This is a genomic window from Desulfitobacterium sp., from assembly GCF_035539115.1.
GTDB lineage: Bacteria > Bacillota > Desulfitobacteriia > Desulfitobacteriales > Desulfitobacteriaceae > Desulfitobacterium_A.
In genome coordinates, this window is record NZ_DATLJA010000036.1 from 22,707 (window position 1) to 41,894 (window position 19,188).

At 43.6% G+C, this 19,188-nt stretch carries 10 protein-coding genes and 1 tRNA gene; 1 reads left to right on the forward strand and 10 read right to left on the reverse strand.

The genetic code is table 11. The features are described 5' to 3' along the window. Positions 1-142: 142 nt before the first annotated feature. The 7 genes from VM640_RS06620 to VM640_RS06650 form a co-directional block, all read right to left on the reverse strand. Positions 143-1,384, reverse strand: a complete 1,242-nt coding sequence (locus VM640_RS06620) for a M48 family metallopeptidase (RefSeq protein ID WP_325390687.1) — start codon at positions 1,382-1,384, stop codon at positions 143-145. A gap of 123 nt (positions 1,385-1,507) precedes the next feature. Next, positions 1,508-1,864, reverse strand: coding sequence for a DUF1540 domain-containing protein (locus VM640_RS06625; protein WP_325390636.1), 357 nt, complete (start codon positions 1,862-1,864; stop codon positions 1,508-1,510). A gap of 81 nt (positions 1,865-1,945) precedes the next feature. Next, positions 1,946-10,492: a glycoside hydrolase family 94 protein gene (locus VM640_RS06630; protein ID WP_325390637.1), complete on the reverse strand. Its 8,547-nt coding sequence runs from the start codon at positions 10,490-10,492 to the stop codon at positions 1,946-1,948. A 177-nt stretch (positions 10,493-10,669) separates the two neighbouring features. Continuing rightward, the gene (locus VM640_RS06635; RefSeq protein WP_325390638.1) at positions 10,670-13,150 is read right to left on the reverse strand and encodes a DNA translocase FtsK; all 2,481 of its coding nucleotides are present in this window, start codon (positions 13,148-13,150) and stop codon (positions 10,670-10,672) included. A gap of 126 nt (positions 13,151-13,276) precedes the next feature. Then, positions 13,277-14,230 (reverse strand): metal-dependent hydrolase, encoded by a 954-nt coding sequence (locus tag VM640_RS06640; RefSeq protein ID WP_325390688.1) that lies wholly within the window; start codon positions 14,228-14,230, stop codon positions 13,277-13,279. A gap of 143 nt (positions 14,231-14,373) precedes the next feature. Next, positions 14,374-15,261, reverse strand: coding sequence for a BON domain-containing protein (locus VM640_RS06645; RefSeq protein ID WP_325390639.1), 888 nt, complete (start codon positions 15,259-15,261; stop codon positions 14,374-14,376). 38 nt (positions 15,262-15,299) lie between these two features. Further along, a complete protein-coding gene (locus VM640_RS06650; protein ID WP_325390640.1) occupies positions 15,300-16,139 on the reverse strand; it encodes a PHP domain-containing protein in 840 nt (279 codons plus the stop codon). Between the two features lie 172 nt (positions 16,140-16,311). Here VM640_RS06650 and VM640_RS06655 point away from each other — a divergent pair. Next, positions 16,312-16,385: transfer RNA gene (locus VM640_RS06655), tRNA-Trp, on the forward strand. 159 nt (positions 16,386-16,544) lie between these two features. Here the strand turns inward: VM640_RS06655 and VM640_RS06660 are convergent. From VM640_RS06660 to VM640_RS06670, 3 genes are all read right to left on the reverse strand, one after another. Continuing rightward, positions 16,545-16,991 carry a YaiI/YqxD family protein gene (locus VM640_RS06660; RefSeq protein ID WP_325390641.1) on the reverse strand — a complete coding sequence of 149 codons (447 nt, stop codon included), beginning with the start codon at positions 16,989-16,991 and terminating at the stop codon, positions 16,545-16,547. Between the two features lie 18 nt (positions 16,992-17,009). Beyond that, positions 17,010-17,162 (reverse strand): hypothetical protein, encoded by a 153-nt coding sequence (locus tag VM640_RS06665; RefSeq protein ID WP_325390642.1) that lies wholly within the window; start codon positions 17,160-17,162, stop codon positions 17,010-17,012. 90 nt (positions 17,163-17,252) lie between these two features. Continuing rightward, positions 17,253-19,181: an ABC-F family ATP-binding cassette domain-containing protein gene (locus tag VM640_RS06670; protein WP_325390643.1), complete on the reverse strand. Its 1,929-nt coding sequence runs from the start codon at positions 19,179-19,181 to the stop codon at positions 17,253-17,255. Positions 19,182-19,188 lie beyond the last annotated feature (7 nt).

Below are 19,188 nucleotides of genomic sequence, written 5' to 3' on the forward strand. Positions count from 1 at the left end.
TATCCCTCAGCCCAATGCTCAACGTCCAGTCTAAGTATGAATTACGTTCAATAAAATATGTTCTCTAGACATCATACTCCAACGGCTGCAACAATAAAAGAAGATATCGTCAATCCCCTAGGAGTATCCCAGAACAAGAATCTTATTTCTGAGATAGTTCTTGAATGGTTTTGATTCGGGTCAACGCCGGAGGATGAGTATAGCTAAACCACTCGATAAACGGAGAAGGAGATACATCCGAAAGATTACGCCTGGCGAGGTCAATTTGTAAACGGATAGTCGATTGGGGATCTTCTGTCAATTGAACAGCCATGATATCTGCTTGAGTTTCCATTTGCCGCGAGACATAATTTTGAAGTGGGCTGCTCAGAAAACCAAATAATAAAAGCAAGAATAGAAAAACTGGCCAGGCCTCAAGAGGATACTTTCCCTTAGGGAAAAGTATGTTCATGGTCCAAAAGGCAATTCTCCAAAAAAGAAAGCTACCTAAGATACCCAGCAGCACTCCCTTGAGAATATGTCCATATTTCCAATGAGCCATTTCATGAGCAATAACGGCTTGGATTTCATTCTGATCATAATCATGGAGTAACGTGTCATAAAGGACAATCCTTTGAGTTCCACCTACCCCTGTATAATAGGCATTAGCTTTTGTTGTTCTTCGGCTCGCGTCCATGACTAAGATCTGATTCACCTTGAGGTCCGCCGTTTTGGCAAGATCTTCAACCATGGAGATAATCTGTGGATTCTCTACTTTGCTAAAATTATTAAACAACGGAGCAATGAGGATCGGCCAAAGAAAGGATTGAATAACTAGCCAGCCGGCAAAAAAAGCAGTTCCCACGGCCCACCACATTCGGGGCCAATGATTAAATATCCCAAAAAGGAATAGCACCCCGAGGCCAGTGATTCCAATATCCAGGAATGAGTTTTTCAGATCATCCAGCAACCAAGAACTAAGACTTTGTCTAGAAAAGCCCCACTGATGCTGCCATATATAGTTACTAAAGAAGCTAAAGGGAAAGCTTAGAATCTTAAGAAGAAGCCATATCCCGATAAACATCAAGAGGATACTGACCCACTCTCTCCCTCGGGAAATTCTTATAGCCTCACGAGTCAATCCATGAATTTTCCCTGAAATAATCAACCAACCCAGGCAAGTAGCTTGAACCAAAAAGCTTAGGATATAGGTCAAACGGGGGACAACGCTATACACTTTTCCTTTTTGTATTTGCTCATCACTAAAAATCTGAAGAGCTAAAGGATCAACCTTTCCGGGGTAAAGTGTAAACCATAGATATGAAAGGCTAAAAGCCGCCGTCAGAAGGAATAGAATTAGCCAAAAGGCCTTAAATCGTGAGGTCAGCTGTCCATCACTCCCTATAAAATCGCTTTATAAAATTTTCGACGCCCACTCAATTAATCCTCTTGTAAAAGTGAAAATAGAGCACACTAGAAATCGTCAAAAACAATTTCTAGTGTGCTCTATTTCTGGAATCATGGAATATTAGCGCGGAAAAAAAGTCTGACACTCCGTTTGTTCAGCTGTCGAAGAGACTTCATTTTGGATTTGAACTGCATCAGCATCGCATTTTTGTTCGACATTATAGGCGCAGTTAACTGCATTACAGAGAACGTGAGGTTCCATTGACGGGTGATCACTGAATACTTGTTCGGCTGCGCCACCATAATTCATATTCCCCATCGAGGATACATAATTTCCTAAGTTACGAGAGTTAAATGTCCCACAAAATGTAGCTCGTCCACCCATCGCCTGTCCACCTTGGACTTGGATTTCGTCGGCACCACAAAGGGTGTTGTAATTGTGTAAACAGTTAACCGCTTTACATTTAAGTTTCTCCATCAAAGTTTCCTCCCAGTTTACCCATCCCACGGGATCTATTCTGAATTAGCTTGTTCGAATAGCTCAAGGATTATACTTATCTTACATAATAAAGTGTACCCAATGTTCTTTTCCATCATCAGTTAGATTGATCTGATCTCCCTCTAATAATTGACCATCCAAGACAGACTTCTCTACTCCCGTCATTTTTCCATGCAAATTTTCGACCTTGATTCGATATAATGCAGACTTATAGTGATAATCGATTTCATATCCTTGCCAATGCGCTGGAATACACGGCCTCAGGGAGAGTTTTGCTCCTTGTTTCGATAAACCTAGTATTCCTTCTATTCCCACCTGATACATCCATCCCGCTGCCCCTGTATACCAGGACCATCCTCCGCGACCGATATGAGGATGAACGGCATAAACATCTGCAGCCATAACGTAAGGTTCAACCTTATAGCGAGCAACTTCCTGGGGAGTACGCGCATGATTGATGGGGTTCAACATGTTAAATAGTTGCAAAGCCTTACTCCCTTCACCCATGGAGGTAAACGCTAGAACCGACCAAATTGCTCCATGGGTATACTGACCTCCATTCTCGCGAACTCCCGGCACATACCCTTTAATATACCCGGGATCAAGGGATGAATGATCAAAAGGAGGAGTTAAGAGAAGATGAACACCATCTTCTTTACGCCAGAGATAGTTTTCGAGCGCAGTCATGGAATCACGGACGCGGCTAGGGCGAGCTGCTCCAGAAATCACCCCCCAGGATTGAGCAATTGCATCCATTTGACACTCAGGGTTTCTGCTCGAGCCTAGAGGGGTTCCATCATCAAAATAAGCCCGTCGGTACCAGCCCCCGTCCCAAGCATTTTTCTCAATACTCTCAGTCAGCTCCAGCGCTATTTGCCGGTATCTTTCCGCCCGTTCTAGCTCCTGATTCTCCTCACACACGCTAGCGAAGCGGTCGAGAGTCGTGATCAAAAACCACCCTAACCAAACACTTTCGCCTTTTCCTTTGACCCCAACCCGACTAAAACCATCATTCCAGTCCCCTGATCCGATCAAAGGCAATCCATGTTCGCCTAACTTTAAACTTCGCTCAATTGCTCGAATGCAGTGCTCATAAACTGTTCCACAACTCGTTGATAGTTGGGGTATGGAATAGCGTTCATCTTCTTCCTCACCCAGGGGCTGATCATCTAAAAAAGAAACAACTTCTTCGAGCAAGGATTTGTCTTGGGTATGCTCGAGATAATCAGCCGTGACAAAAGGTAGCCACAATAAATCATCCGAAAACTTGGTGCGAATTCCCTTACTTTTCTCAGCATGCCACCAATGTTGAACATCTCCTTCGCTAAATTGATGCGCACAATGCAACAAAATCTGGGAACGGGTCTTTTCCGGAGCGACGAGCGTTAAGGCCATCACGTCTTGGAGTTGGTCGCGGAAACCGAAGGCACCCCCAGACTGATAAAAGGCAGAACGAGCCCAGAGACGGCACACGATTGTTTGATAAAGCAACCAACGGTTGAGAAGTAAATCCAACGATTTTTCGGGGGTCCGAACAGTTACCCGACCGAGAAGTTCCTGCCAATACCCTTGAACCTCTTGGAAAGCTTGCTCGATTTTCGCTTCGTTTTGCAACTCAGTTAAGAGAGCTTGTGTCTCCTCAAGGCTTCCGCCTTCACCTAGGATAAAGTAAATGCTTCGTTTTTCTGCTGGGGCCAGCTTAATCTTGTATTGTAGAACTCCACAAGGATCAAACCCTGCTCCTGTATTACCAGACAGTTTCTTTTCCATCAGTGCTTTTGGATGACTCAAATCTCCATTTCGCCCGATAAACTCTGTCCGATCACCTGTATAAGCGTTAACCTGGCTCCCGCAAGCGCTCAGGAAAGCGATCCGCTGTGCGAATTCCTCCTGGTAGGAATTTCGGGCCAGGAGAGCTGAGTGTTCTTCATCATATTCAGTCACTATGAAGGGAGCACTCAATTCCCTAGCAATCCCCATCACCCATTCAACATAGTAGGTCAGCGTGAAGTTCCGATCATGAGCCGCTTGATTTTTTAAGGTGAGTTTCATGATTTTCAGAGGTTTTTCGAGCGGAACAAACATGAACATTTCCTGCTCCAAGTCATGACTCCTGTGTCTAAAAACGGAATATCCTTGGCCGTGACAGACTTCATAGTCCGTCTGCTCACGAATAGGCGAAGGAGTTGGACTCCAAATCATTCCCGTCTGATCCTCTTGGATATAGAGGGCTTCCCCAGGTGAATCAAGAATGGGATCATTCGACCACGGCGTGAGTTTATTCTCACGGCTATTACCCGACCAAGTATAGCCTGCTCCATTTTCGGAAACTTGAAATCCAAAATGGGGGTTCGCGATCACATTGATCCAGGGGAGGGGAGTCTTTTTTCCATCGCGAAGCCAGATAATGTATTCACTACCCTCGCGATTATACCCACCATAACCATTAAAATAAAGAAGTTGAGATTGTTCTTCAAAACGGGAAGCTTTTTCTAAGGAGGTGCTTTCTTCGCTTAAGTCGACAACAGTGCGAGCTCTTTTTCCCATACTTGGAACAATCTGCGCAACTCGCTTGCGTTGCTTACGAAGTTGAACCGCGCAAGATCCTTCCTCTTCGTTAAAGACAACACGTGCTACGGAATGAAGCAAGTTAACATCTTCCTCAGACATATGACGTTCTTGCAGTAAATAAATTCCGCCCGCTTGATTGATCAAATCCCGAGCATGCCCGACCGCAACAAGATCTTGCAGCATGTCTTGAAGGGTTTGCATATACCCTGTTTCATCTTGGTTTAAAATGACAAGATCAACATAGAGGCCCTTCATCCGCCAGTATTCGTGAACAATTAATAATTGCCGAACGAAATCCAGATGCTGTGTTTTCTTCAGCAAGACAAGGATCATGGGTAAATCTCCGGACACAGCATAGGGCCACAAGGAAGATTGACCTTTAGTGTTACGGCTCAGGCGTTCAGCATAATCACGGCGTCTAGGACTGAGATAGAGGACTTGACTTCCTAAGCTTAAAGCATCGTTGGCCTGAGCCGCAGTCAGATTTAAATGTTTAAGCTCCATTTGGCTTTGCGTCCAAGACAATTCAAATACCCGGTCAATTACCGACGGTTCTCGGTATTTTTCGGCTAATTGCATAACTGCTTCCCGGGTGGCCGCGATCCCTGTCGAAAAAGATATTTTAGCAGTCTGTCCCGGTTTGATACTGACCCGTTGTCTTAAACTGAGGATAGGATCGAGAACTGCACCTGTAGAATTCGAAAGCGGTTGGTTCAATTCTAAGGCCTGAGGATGGACGATGCTCCCTCCCCGACCCAAAAAGCGTCCACGATCTGTCTCATATTGCAGGTTGGCTACCTCTTTTCCTTCTAAAGCAACCGTTTGCATGAGCCAATATCGTGCTTCTTCCTGGTTTCTGGGGCGCCGGGAAGCAATCAAGGCTTGATGCACAAATTCGGTTTCAATAAATAAGTTAGCAAAGGCCGGGTGGGCTAATTCATCCTGAGGACGCAGGAGAACGACTTCGAAATAACTTGTGACCTCTAATACCCGCTCATACTGGCTATGATTTGTTAACGATAATCTGCGGGTTTCAACTGGATCTTCAGGAGAAACGACAACTTCCATTTTTGTCGAGATGTTTCCGTCTTTACGAAAATATTCTATCCTATCTGGAGCATACGTCACACGATAATCCTCTCCTGAATCCTGACAAGGTTGGTGCGTCGCAGACCAAAAATTGCCGGAATTTAAGTTCTGTATGTAGAAATACATTCCCCAGTCGTCGCAAGTAACATCCTCACGCCAACGCGAAACTGCCAAGCCTTTAAAGCGGCTAAATCCGGACCCTGCATTGGTCATCATGACGGAGTATTCACCGTTAGCTACAAAATGAGTAAGAGGCATAAGGGTATCTGCGCTTGGGTAGCTAATAAACCGATCTTCCTCATCGTTCTGAACGAGATTACCCTCTAAAGACCTTCGCGCAGTTTCCGGAGGAGGAACAATTTTCTGAACTCGGGGTAAACGCTCCTGCAGCAGCAATTCTGTTGCTTGAATTAAAGGATCTGCATGGAAATGATGTTGCATCCGATTAGCCAATAAGACATTGCTTAGAGCCAGAAAACTCATCCCTTGATGATGGGCCATATAACTCTTCACGATCTGGAAATTTTGCTTCAGTGAAATCCTCTCGCGCGTAAAATCGACTGCTTCATAGAGTCCATACCGACTAGCAAATCCCATTCCTGCCATCCGTCGCAGATTATTGACCCCGTTTTGCGGCTCGATTAATAAAGCCAGGAACGTGGCATAGGGTGCGATGACTAATTCCTGAACTAATCCCCGCTTTAATCCCAACCCAGGAACACCGAAAGCCTTGTATTGATAATTGAGTTGAAGATCTAAGGTTGAATATCCTGATTCAGATATGCCCCAGGGGATCCCTTTTTCAAGGCCATAAAGTCGTTGAATTTCAACGACAGAATGATAGGTCTCATCCAACAAGGTCCCTGGATAATTCTGCATCAGCAAGAGAGGCATCATAAACTCAAACATAGTTCCACTCCAGGAGACTAAACTTCTTCTCCCCTTAACCTGAGTTAAAGTGCGTCCTAGCCGAAACCAATGTGCTTGTGAGACATCCCCCTTGGCAATGGCCATGAAACTAGCCTGGCGAGCTTCAGAAGCTAAGAGATCGTAATAAGAACGATCTCTTGTTCCCTCCTCAACTCGATAACCGATTGAAAAGAGTTGTCGTTCCGAAGCATAGAGGGGTTGAAAATTCGTGTTTAGGGCGAGCTCTCTGATCCGCGTGCTTAAATTCTCAGTACGACTCATAACATGTTGAAGATTCTCAATTTTTTGCTCCAAAATGATCCTTACGTCTTGAGCGTTTTCCATCTGCTCAACTTTTTGCTGATACCATTCAAGAAGTTCTATCAGGCTTAAAGTTTCAAACCTCTTCCCCTTCGTCCCTTCCAAATCTGCCTGGACAAGATTATTCTCTTCCTCAATCGGATAAAATTGAGCGATTTCTCGATTAAACGAAGACAGCATTTTTTTTAACCGCTCAATCCAAAATAGTCCTTCTTCCGCAGCATTTTTAATCATCCCTTCAACCATTTGTTGCTCCCATTTTTCCAATGAAGTGTGCAGAGACCAAACGTTCTTCGGGAATTCAGTTTTAGCTAAGGAAGTCCAATCGTTTTCCCCAGCAAGCTGTTCCTCGTTTCCACCCTGATTCATATGTTCCCTGACCAATTGAAAGGTATCGGTTAAACCTGAAATCATCGGCTGAAGAAGCGATTCTTCGCCCAAAGTGCGCAGTCCTTGGCTTAAGGTCATAAGATAAACAACTAAGTTGCCGCTATCGACGGTCGAAATATAACGTGGCTGAAGCGGTTGGAGCGTTAACGTATCATACCAATTATAGAAATGCCCCTTCCATTGCTCCATTTTTTCTAACGTTGTCAGCGACCCTTCGATCCGATCCAAAGTTGCATCTACAGTCTGATATCCCAATTCAAACGCCGCTAAATTCGAGAGCATGGCGAGCCCGATATTGGTCGGTGAAGTACGATGGGCAATTCCGTTGGGCGGGTCAACTTGGACGTTATCTGGAGGAAGCCAGTTTTCCTGACGCGTAACATAATCTTCAAAAAACGCCCAGATCCGGCGTGACCATAGCCGCAATTCCTGAATATCCTCCTTGGAAAGATGCTCGCTCACACGAGTCAGGGGTACGCTGAAAGCATAAGACAGAAAGGGAGACACACCCCAGATGAAACACACGGGCAGAAAAGCAAGGGTTTGAGCTGGCTGAACGGCATTAATTCCTCCTGTAAAAATAAATAGTCCTAACCAAACCGGCCACATCTTGAGAATCGTTGACGCTAAGCTAAATTTTAGACGTTGTTCCACATCAGCAGCGCTCTCCCATTCCAGAAGATTGTGGTGCGTTATAAATTGGCGAACAAGACTTCGAAAAATTGCATCGAATTGAATTAACGCTTGATAGAACAGTGTCGAAGCTTGAAAAATCCAAGGATAGATCATCTCTCGATAGTCAAATCTTGAAGCCGTACTCTTTCTACGACTAAATACTTGGTCCAGGAGTCGAAGAAAATGGGGCAAGAAAAGACTAAAGCCGACAAAGCCAAGCCATAAGTAAGGCTGTGGAGCAAAGGAGATAAACCCAAGGAGAATCAGCAGAACCTGGCAAGGGACTTCAAGACTTCGACGCAAATTATCGAAGATCTTCCATTTTGCTAAGAACGGGAGATCTTTGCCTAACCAGGGCAATATCTGCCAATCTCCCCGCACCCAGCGATGTAATCGCTTGATATACGTTGGATATTTGCTAGGATAGCCATCAATCAGTTCGATATCCGTGACAAGGCCAGTTCTGGCATATAGCCCTTCCAGAAGATCATGGCTGAGAATCCGATTTTCTGGAAAAACCTTTCCGGTCACTTTGTGGAAGACCTCGACATCATAAATCCCTTTGCCTGTATAAATTCCTTCACCAAATAAATCTTGGTAAACATCGGATACGGCTGTTGTATAAGGATCGATTCCTGTCTGTCCTGAAAACAGAGAGGAAAAGGCTGAGGCTTGTGCACTCAGAATAGAGACTCCAACTCGAGGTTGCAATAGCCCATACCCTTCGATAACGCGTGTCCTTTCTTCGTTAAGGCGAGGACGCTGTAAAGGATGCGCCAAGGTACCGATCAATTTCTTGGCAACTCCTCGTGGCAGTTCCGTATCAGCATCCAAGGTGATGACATATTTGATTTTAGGCAGAATTTCTAATGCACCAATTTGAACATCATAGCTAGTAGGCCCTTCTTGCCGTAAAAGTTGGTTGAATTCAAGCAACTTTCCCCGTTTCCTCTCCCATCCCATCCAGACCTTTTCTGATTCATTCCAGAGTCGTTTCCGATTCAGGAAAAAAAATCCATCCACGCGGTATTTCTGATTGAGTTGCTCGATACCTTGAACTGCAGCTTGGACAATCTCAAGATCATTAGGAAGATTCGATGTAGCTGCATCCTTAAAATCACCAAGCAGGGCAAAATGCAAGTGCAAATCTTGATTCGCCAGATAAGATATCTCAAGCTGGCCAATAAGGTCTCTTACCCGTTCAACGCTTGGTAAAAGGGCTGGAATCACAATTACTGTGCGGAGGTCTTCCGGAATTTCTGCTTTTAATTCAAGTTTTGGGAAAAAGGTAGGAGGGAAAAAATGAGCAACAAGCCAATTGACTAACGGAATAGATACAGCCGTAACCGGGACCACGAGTATGAAAATAGCATAGACCCAATCTCTAAAGCTCATCTTGTGACCCACAAATAACCGGGGAGCCAGAAGCGCAAGTAAAAGCATGGAGATCAAAAATATACTGCCGAAATAGCAGACGTGCGTGTTATCTCGCACCCAACGTTTGACTTGACACGCCAAATGTTGGACTTCTTTCCCCTCTTGCTCAAGCTCCTTTTCCAGCTCGCGATTGCCCTGCCCCAAGAGATCAAAGCCGATATGTACTTTCTTAACATTACCTATACCAGCTCGTTTGGTCGCTCTTGCCAAAAGCTTACGGGCGATCATAATTTCGGAGACTTGATAACGGCGGGCAAGTTTTTCTACCTGATGCCGGTATTTGTCCCGTGAATCAAAGTCCATTTTTAAGAAGATCCCACTCGGGTCTTCTTCTAATAACTTCTGGACAGGACTTATTTCTTCGAAAAAGCGGGGCCAATCCTCTTCAGCGAGAAAACGGATACTGGCAATCGCATGCGACATTGACACTTGACACATCGCTTGCTGCTGATATTCTGATTTTGCAAGACCTTCAATTGTTACCTCTTGTTTACTGAGAAAATCGTCGAGATGATGCAGCAAGGGTGTGGCATCCACGCCTAGTTCACGAATTTTACTGAGTAATCGTTCAGCATAGGCTGAAGATTTGATTCGCGACTGATCAATTGAAATATAGGATTTTTCCCAGTCTTCAGATGGATGATCCATCTGAAGAAAAGGGGTAATCCAATGTTCCGCTTCCTCTCGATCTAACTGTGTGGTCAGGATCTGCTCAACCAAACAACGGATATTTTCTAAAACAATAATCTTCAACATGATTGGAACGGCCCATAATTCAGCACTTGATAAAGGTATTATCAACTGATAGGCATTAATAAAGTCACGAAGCAGTTTTCTCGAGATTTGAATATCCGTATGAATCACAAGTTCCCGCATTAAGAAAAATACCCGTGGATAATATTGAGATTTGTCATCAGCAATACAGGGCAATTGTCGTTCATATTTTCGAGGTAAATTTTGTTTAATCTCCAATCGTAAATCCTTGAGGAGGTAATAATTATCGAGAAACCATTCTGCAGCCGGAACCCTATCTGTTGTCTTCTGGCTGTACTGATTGATCTTCTCATATGCTTGTTGGAGAAAGGAAGTATTTTCTTTAACCCTTGAAAACAGTTTGCTGCAGCCTTTTCGGTTCCCGGATTGGAGATGAGAATGGGCAATATTTTTGGCATATTCCAGCAATTCTTCGTGATTTAAGATTATTTTAACCGACATATATCTACTCCATAGTCTTTCCTTATTTTAGTTTCTCAGATGTTCAGTCCTTATGGATTATACCCATTTCTCCAGATATCATGTGTATAAAGACTCTGCAGCATATGTGGGTAGATCTTAAAGGCAGAATTTTAGCCAGAAAAAGAGGCTGTCATACTCTGACAACCTCTTTTTAAATCAGCCAAATCGTTCCTCAAATTCTTCTTTTGTCATTAAAATCTGTCGTGGCTTACTCCCTTCATACCCGCCAACGACTCCATTATCTTCTAAAAGATCTATCAAACGAGCTGCTCTCGCATATCCCAGTTTGAATTTACGTTGCAGAAACGAAACAGAGGCCATACCTGTATTCATAATCATCCGGCCAGCGTCAACGAACAATTCATCATCAGGTCCGGCACCTTCGTTTTTGGTTTCCATCTCTGCTAGGAACCCTTCAGGATCGAGGTATTCCGGTTTTCCTTGGGCCTTCCAATAGTCAATAATTCTTTGGACCTCATCATCCGCAACAAAACATCCCTGGACACGTATCGGTTTATTTAGCCCTTGAGGAGAATAAAGCATATCTCCACGTCCTAACAGTTTTTCCGCACCTGTCGTATCGAGAATCGTCCGAGAATCTATTTGGGAACTGACGGCAAAGGAGATTCGACTCGGAATATTCGCTTTAATAACTCCAGTAATAACATCGACTGAGGGTCGTTGGGTCGCTATAACTAAGTGAATTCCTGCTGCTCTGGCCATTTGAGCTAGACGACAAATAGCTTCTTCTACTTCATTTGCTGCGACCATCATTAAATCGGCTAGCTCATCGATAATCACAACTATCCAAGGAAGCGCAGGCACCGCTTCATCCGAGCTTGCTTTCTGACGATTATAACGTTCAATATCCCTTACCCCAGCAGCAGCGAAAAGCTCATAACGGGTTTCCATTTCCTTAACAACCCATTTGAGTGCGGCTGCGGCTTTCTTCGGATCAGTAACAACAGGTGCTAGAAGATGCGGAATTCCATTATAAATGCTCAGTTCAACCATCTTCGGGTCGACCATGAGAAATTTCACTTCATTCGGTTGAGCGTTAAACAAAATAGAATTAATGAGCGAAGTAATACAAACACTTTTTCCGGATCCCGTAGCCCCTGCAATAAGCACATGGGGCATTTTCGCTAAATCCGCGATCACCGGTTGGTTCGAAATATCCTTACCAAGCGCGGTCTTTAGCTTAGAGGGATTTTCCTGGAATGTTGAAGTTTCTAGCACTTCCCGGAAGGGCACAGGACGAGGTTGCTTATTGGGTACTTCGATCCCAATTGCAGCTTTTCCTGGAATTGGAGCCTCGATCCGGACATCTCGGGCAGCTAACCCCAAAGCAATATCATCAGCGAGATGGACAATTCGACTGATCTTAACGCCTGGGGCAGGGGCTAATTCGAAACGAGTAATAACAGGACCACGAGTTACCCGAATCACTTTTGCCTCGACCCCGAAATCCGCGAGAACCTGTTCGAGTCTTTTCTGTACTTCCGGATCATAAACCGCGGGTATATTTGGAACTGGATCAAGAAGCTTGAATTCCGGCAATGACCAAGGCTTAGCTCTTTCTAATTGAGGCTTATCAACACAATCATCATGAACTTCTGTTAAGATTTCTGAAGAAATCGCTGGAGCTACCTCATCATTTTTACTTATGATTTCTACTTGCTCCTGATCGCCTGAATTGACGTTAATTTCATTTTCACCAACTATGCGAGGTGAATTCACTATTAAATTAGGTATGTTAAGTTTTGAGCCATCATCTATAGGGGATTGGGGTTCAAGGTACGTGCTTTCAGGGATAGTTTCAGGTCTATTTACCCTCGAGAGTTCTTCTCCCTGTACCTGAACAGTCCTCTTCTCTTCTTGTGGTGTTATCTGAACGTTCGAGGATTCTTCTTGTGGCAGATCCCGAATCAGTTGGGCGAGTTGACCTGGAACTCTTCTTTCATCTTCTTTTAAAATACTAAGCCAATCTCTTTTTTCCGGTATCAGAATTCCTGCATCAGGGCGAGCATATTTTTTTAATTCTTCTTCATATTCTGATTGGACAGCGTCAAAATAGCTAGGAAACCCCTTCATTGCTTGAAGTGTCGTCATTTTTGTTCCTAAAGTGCGAAAAGAGAACTCCTGCCCCTCTTGAAAATAGGTTGTGAAATCTCGACCGAGTTCACTCAAACGCTCTCCTGTCGCTGCACTTTCGATCTCTGGGCCTTCTGGCGAAGCAAAATATTCTTCAAAGCCCTGTAGACTCACTAATTTGCCTTTGGGAATAGCCATGCCCTTATTCTCTTCGTGCATAGCAACTCTGTTCGTTCTTCGCTTTTGAATGGGTTTCCTTCTTTTTCGGTTCGTATGTTCAGTTTTTCGTAAAAGGTGCCACGAATTTACCTCTTGTTTACGCGATTGGCTATGAGTCACTATTTCTATGACAATCATCACTAGTAAGAAAAGTAAAGGTCCTACCCAGGCTATACTGCCGAAAACTGTTTTAAAGCCAGTGTAAATAGAACGACCGACTCCAGTAATCTCCAGTTCTCCGATTATTCCCAAAAAACCCAAAATTCCTATCAGGGTTGCAACAAAATCCCACTTTCCCCGAGAACTTTTCTGTTTTTTTGGCACAATCCCACCTCCGCAATATATAATTATCGTTGATGTCGAATTTTAAGTCAATAGTGAGTGTGCTAAATGACAGAAATAGAACCTCTGATTACAGAGGTTCTATTTCTGTCATTTAAGGATTTCCGGTTAATATTCAAGAACAATTCCCTGTGAATTCCTTCTTTTAAAGGAATAGAACGTTTCTTCAGCAATTTGACCATCAGGAAGCATAAGAACCTCACCAGTATAGAGAAAGTCTTCCTTATCCCAATAACGAAGATCAAGAAACTCAACTTTGAGTTGATTCTCTTCCTCAAGAAGGAGAACGTGGCAATACGGTGTAAATTGGTTAAAAATCTCTGCTAATCCGCCCTCCATTGCGTTGACAATCGAAGGATCATTCTGGTCGCAGCGCGGTAATCTCTTAATAATCTGGAATTTTTCTCCTAGCACCTTACCAAATCTTACTTCTGTTTCTTCAAAGAGTAAAAAGGACCAGTTAAACGGTCGATACATAGCCGGTAAAACTTTGATCTGTTTTTTATCAATAATTTGATATCTCTGCATAAGCTTCTTTCGAGTCTTTTGCCGACCCGTTTGCCGATAGAAAAGATAACCTGAACTTAAGATTAGTGCGGCCACTGTCGATTCTTTGGCAACAGTAGGATAGATAATCGACCCAACAAGAGAAAATAAGAAAAGTCCAAAAACAACCGGATCGGTAACGATTATCATATCAACCGTCAGTTTTTTTCGATAGAAAGGCCAAAGTAACTCTGCTCCATAAGAGTTTAATACATCACTCAAGCCATGAGATAGCGTTCCAATCAAGGTCCAGAAGACAATGGTTCCCCAGGAGGCCATGGGGAGAAATGCATAGATAAGACTTCCTAGTCCCAGAGCCATTGCACCTAAAGCCAATAGAGAATGACTTACTCCTCGATGTTTCATCAAATAGTTTAGTCTTCCCTTAAAGTAAGTGATAATATCTAAGTCGGGCAACATTGCACCCATAGTACACCCTAAAAATACAGGATCATTAATCTGTATCGGATGCCCGGATAAGGTGCTAAGAGCTGCTCCAATCAAGCCATGCGTTATTGGATCCGTACTTCATCACCTCCATGATAAATGGAACAACCGAACTTATTATAACACATTAGTTCTTTCGTTGTTTGCTTTATTTCTATCTGTTAATTTCTTGCAAAAAAGCTCAACCTCGGAATCAGGCTGAGCTTTTTCCCTTACTTAATACTATGAGCCGCTACTTTTATGGAACTGTTTATCCCATGGATCCCGGAAACGTGATGAATCATCGATTCGGCCCAGCGACGATCTTCATCTGAATAAACTTCTCCGCTAAAAAAAGCGATACCCTCTTGAACAAAAGCTCGGACGTGCTGACTCGTTATTCCATGTTGGCCTAGTTTTCTCACCAATTGCTCCGTCATATGTAAATCCTCACCCTGAGAACGATGACGAGCAAAGATTTCGCTCACAACTGCTTTCACCCCAGGAACCTGGTAAGCCGTCTCGACCGCCCATTCAATCGCTTCTTGGGTATCAACCATCCCGGTAATTGTAATCAATCCATTACGGGCTGTTGTTTTGATTTCTTGGGCATCGACCCAAGGTGAGGCTACAAAAGCATTCTCTACCCGATTCACCAAAGTTGCATCATCAACCGCCTTTTCCAGGAATTGAATCTCGCTCCGTATCTCCTTGACTCCCCTGACCTGGGAAGCAATCCTTTTGGCTAACCGTTCTGTGCTTTGAGTTTCAACATGACCCAATAATGTTACAATTCCCTGACTGACCCGGCAACCAAGGTGTGTAATGTCCTCATAATTTGCCTGAGTAAATCTCTCGGTAACCTGCTTCTCGATATCTTTATCAGTAATATTGCCATCGTTAGCAACGGTTAAGGAATTATCAAGTTCCCTGACTCCATCAACCCGACTAATCCGCTGCCCCATAAAATCTTTTTCGGCTAAGGCATCTACCGTTCCCCAAAGAGTAACTTTATCCCCCTTTACTTCAACATGTATGCCTTGGCCGCTTTCTCCAAAGTGAGTCTGAATTAATTGTTTTATGTCTTGGAAAACTTCCTTTTCCGATCGGAATTTTTGCATATTCGTCCCTCCAGTCAAAAACTGAATTTAGTTTTTCTCTAGATGGCTGATTTTATCCCTTTTTCAAGATTTTCAAGACATTGGAGAGGGACATCGATTTGACCTAAAGTCACCCGACTAAAAGATCCATGAAAATCGCTCCCACCCGTAATTAGAATAGCTTTTTCTCGCCCTAAGGCTTCAAATTCTGTAATGAGAGTTTCCCGATTTTCCCAGTACCCATAATAAACTTCTAAGCCAATCGGACGTTGGGACAGAAGCTGATAAACAAGTTTAGGATCTTTAAGTAAACCTGGATGGGCGAGAACAGGTATTCCGCCACAAGCATAAATCAAATCAACTGCTTCTGTAAAATCATGTCCCAAAAAAGGTAGATAGGCAGCTCCACCAGGTTGAAAAAAGCTGGAGATCAACGGCCAGGGCACTTCTTCAGGTTTAGTATAATGATTATGAAGTGCGTGCATAATGTGCCCTTTACTGACAGTACCTTCTGGATTGGCAACTTCTTCTACCTCACTCCACTTTAAAGACAAGCCCTCCTGTTGCAAACGCTTCACCATATCATACGCTAAGGCTGTCCGTTGAAGCCGTAATTCCTTTAACCGATCCTGGAGCTGTGGATGGGTTAGGCAAGAATCATCAAAGTAACCGAGCAGGTGTACTTCACGTCCTTGATAAGCCGTAACCAGTTCGACCCCAGGAATAACTTTTAACTTAAATAAATCCTTGTAGTTCCGAGCTAATGCTATTCCATGTGTCGTTTCATGATCCGTCAGTGAGAGAGCTTGTATCCCACGTTCCGACGCCAGATTCAGTACTTCATAAACAGAAAGCGCCCCATCAGACTCCTCGGTATGGACATGCATATCAATGGACACTAAGCTTCCCCTCCCCAACTTTCGTTTTCTATTTTAACACAATATTAAGCCTATTCTTCCTTTTCCCATAAAATCCCTTTAGAAGGGATTTTATAAAAACCTCTAGATATCATTGACATAATAATATTACTCGAGTATAATTTTCAATGTCGCTATTTTGTTTTTAACCCTTAGGGGATTAGTTTAATGGTAGAACAGCGGTCTCCAAAACCGCTGATGGGGGTTCGACTCCCTCATCCCCTGCCAACCTTACTTTAATACTGTCATATTAATGGTTTTAACGATTTAATTCTTCGTTAGAGCCTTTTTTGTTTTGGTCTAAAATGTACTGACCCGCTAATTTGTGTCTGCTTCTACTCAAAACATGAAAGGTATTGTTTCAATGCTTTGATTATCACTCTTCATTTATGCCTGTTTTATTGCCACCTTAATAAGGCAGATTAAACATTGTGTAAAAGCGAGGTCATCTTCGTCCGTACGCTTTTTGGGTCCCTTAGTCCTCCCGCCAGAGCGTCTAAACTTTGCTTTCAGTTCCCGTTCTTCGAGCAGAAAATCGATCGTCTCGGTTCGATACTCTTGACCTTTCGGCCCCATCGCATAGGCACCTTTAGCTAAAACCATGCCCGCAAGCCCAAAATCCTGGGTTATAACTATATCTCCAGCTTTCGTGACATTTAGAATCTTCAGGTCAGCTTCTTGCGAATTATCTCCAACGGTAATGTGGTACTCGGAAAGAATATGGTGATTAAAATTAGCAACCGTCCATACTTCAAAATGATACTGATGGCCGAGTTTAAAACAGATTTCTAGTGCCGAATGGGGGCAAGCGTCTGCATCCACTAAAATCTTCATCACGTAAGTCCCCTTTCTTTACTTATCAAACATACCGCCTTGTTTAAAGCGTTTAATCCCTTTGCGCCTTTCTCCGATCTTTTTCGTATGCTTCTGGGGCATGCCTTGTTGGGCACTTTTTTTCTGTTTTTCAGCAATGATCTTTTTCATTTGTTTAATCATATCATCCATTTTTTTGTTCTCCATTCTTTTTTCTATTATTTAAAATAATCTATTTAGCGAAATAGCATATTTCTTACTTTCTTACTTACTTTGGATAACTTAGCTCTTGTCTTGAGCAATTTTCTCGGCCAGCTCATTTAAAAATGCCCAGCGTTCCATAAATTCTTCAAGTTTCTGTTCCACGGCATGCTGTTGATTGACAAGCTCGTTTAGCTTTCCATAATCACTGCCTGCTGTATTCATTTCTTGATTAACCTTGGCCAGCTCTTCTTCCTTTTGGGCAATTAAATTATCAATCTGTTCAAATTCGCGCTGTTCCTTAAAGGTCATCTTTAGGGGGCGTTCCTTTTGCTGTCTCTGTTTTGAATCCTCGGGCGAACGGTTTTCTCGGTGAGCGAGTTCAAGCTCAGGTGTATTAGTGCGTTCTGCTTTCGCTGCCTGATCCTGATAATCAGAGTAGTTTCCCACATAGGATCGAATCTTGCCCTGCTCTTCAAAGGCAAAGATTTTCTGGGCAACCCGATCAAGGAAGTAGCGATCATGTGAAACGCTCATGACCGCTCCAGGGAAATCTTCAAGATACTCTTCCAGAACTCGTAACGTCTGAATGTCTAAATCGTTCGTCGGTTCATCTAAGAAAAGGACATTCGGAGCACCCATGAGGATGTGGAGAAGATAGAGTCTCCTTTTTTCTCCTCCCGAAAGTTTTCCAATATGAGCCCACTGGAGTTCAGGCGGAAAAAGAAAACGTTCCAGCATCTGTGAAGCCGTAATTGTCCCACCATCTACCGTTGGCAGTACTTCTGCTATTTCCTTAAGATAGTCGATCACGCGTTGGTTGGGATTCATCTCGGTGTTTTCCTGAGCAAAGTAACCGATCTTAACGGTCGGACCCCATTCAATTTCTCCTCGAATTGGCTGAAGCCGCCCCGCCAAGAGGTTTAGCAATGTGGATTTTCCCATCCCATTCGGTCCGATGATTCCCACACGATCATTCCTGGCAAGAATATAACTGAAATCCTCAATCACAGTTCCTCGGTCAGGAAATTCGTAGTGGAGATGACTGCACTCCAAAACCTTTTTCCCTAAACGACTCGCCCCAGCTGAAATATCCACCGTTCCTGTCACTCCTGTTGGCTTATCAGCAACCAACCCATCAAAGCGCTCAATCCGTGCTCTTTGCTTCGTTGACCTACCCTGGGCTCCCCTTCTAATCCAGGCCAATTCGTTACGAATCCGGTTTTGTCGTTTCTGTTCCGAGGCCTCTTCTTGCTCCTCACGCTCGCTTTTCAGCTCCAAATAGCGGGTATAGTTGCCTGGATAGGGATAAAGTTTGCCCTGGTCGAGTTCGAAAATTTTATTGACCACACGATCGAGAAAATAACGATCATGCGTAATCATCAGCAGAGCGCCTTTACGATTATTTAAGTATTGTTCCAACCAATCGACCGTAGCGTTATCAATATGGTTAGTTGGCTCATCAAGAATCAGAAGGTCAGAAGGATTGATTAACGCGCTCGCTAAAGCAACCCGTTTGCGTTGGCCGCCAGATAAATTGCCCATAGGTGTTTCGAATTCCGTAATTCCGAGCTTCGTCAGAACCGTTTTTGCTTCGCTCTCCAGTTGCCAGGCATTTTGCTCATCCATCTTCTGCCCCAAGTCCAGGAGCCTATTTTGATAGGCTGGATTTTGCGGATCTCGGTTCAGTTTTTCAAGGGTCCGCTCGTAGTCCCTTAACAGCTGCATGAAGGAGGAGTTACCACGAAAAACCTGCTCTAACACGGTCGCTTGTTCTTCGAACTCAGGATCTTGAGGTAGATACTCTAGCGATACGTCATTTTTCTTACTAATTTGACCTTCTTCCGGGCTTTCAATTCCCGCTAATATTTTCAGAAGTGTGGATTTTCCAATCCCGTTGACACCAATGATTCCGATTTTTTCTTTATCTTGAATGCCAAAGGATATATTGGCAAAAAGAACCTTCGTCCCATAACTTTTCGTCAAGTTTTCCGCAGTTAAAAGATTCATAACTCTG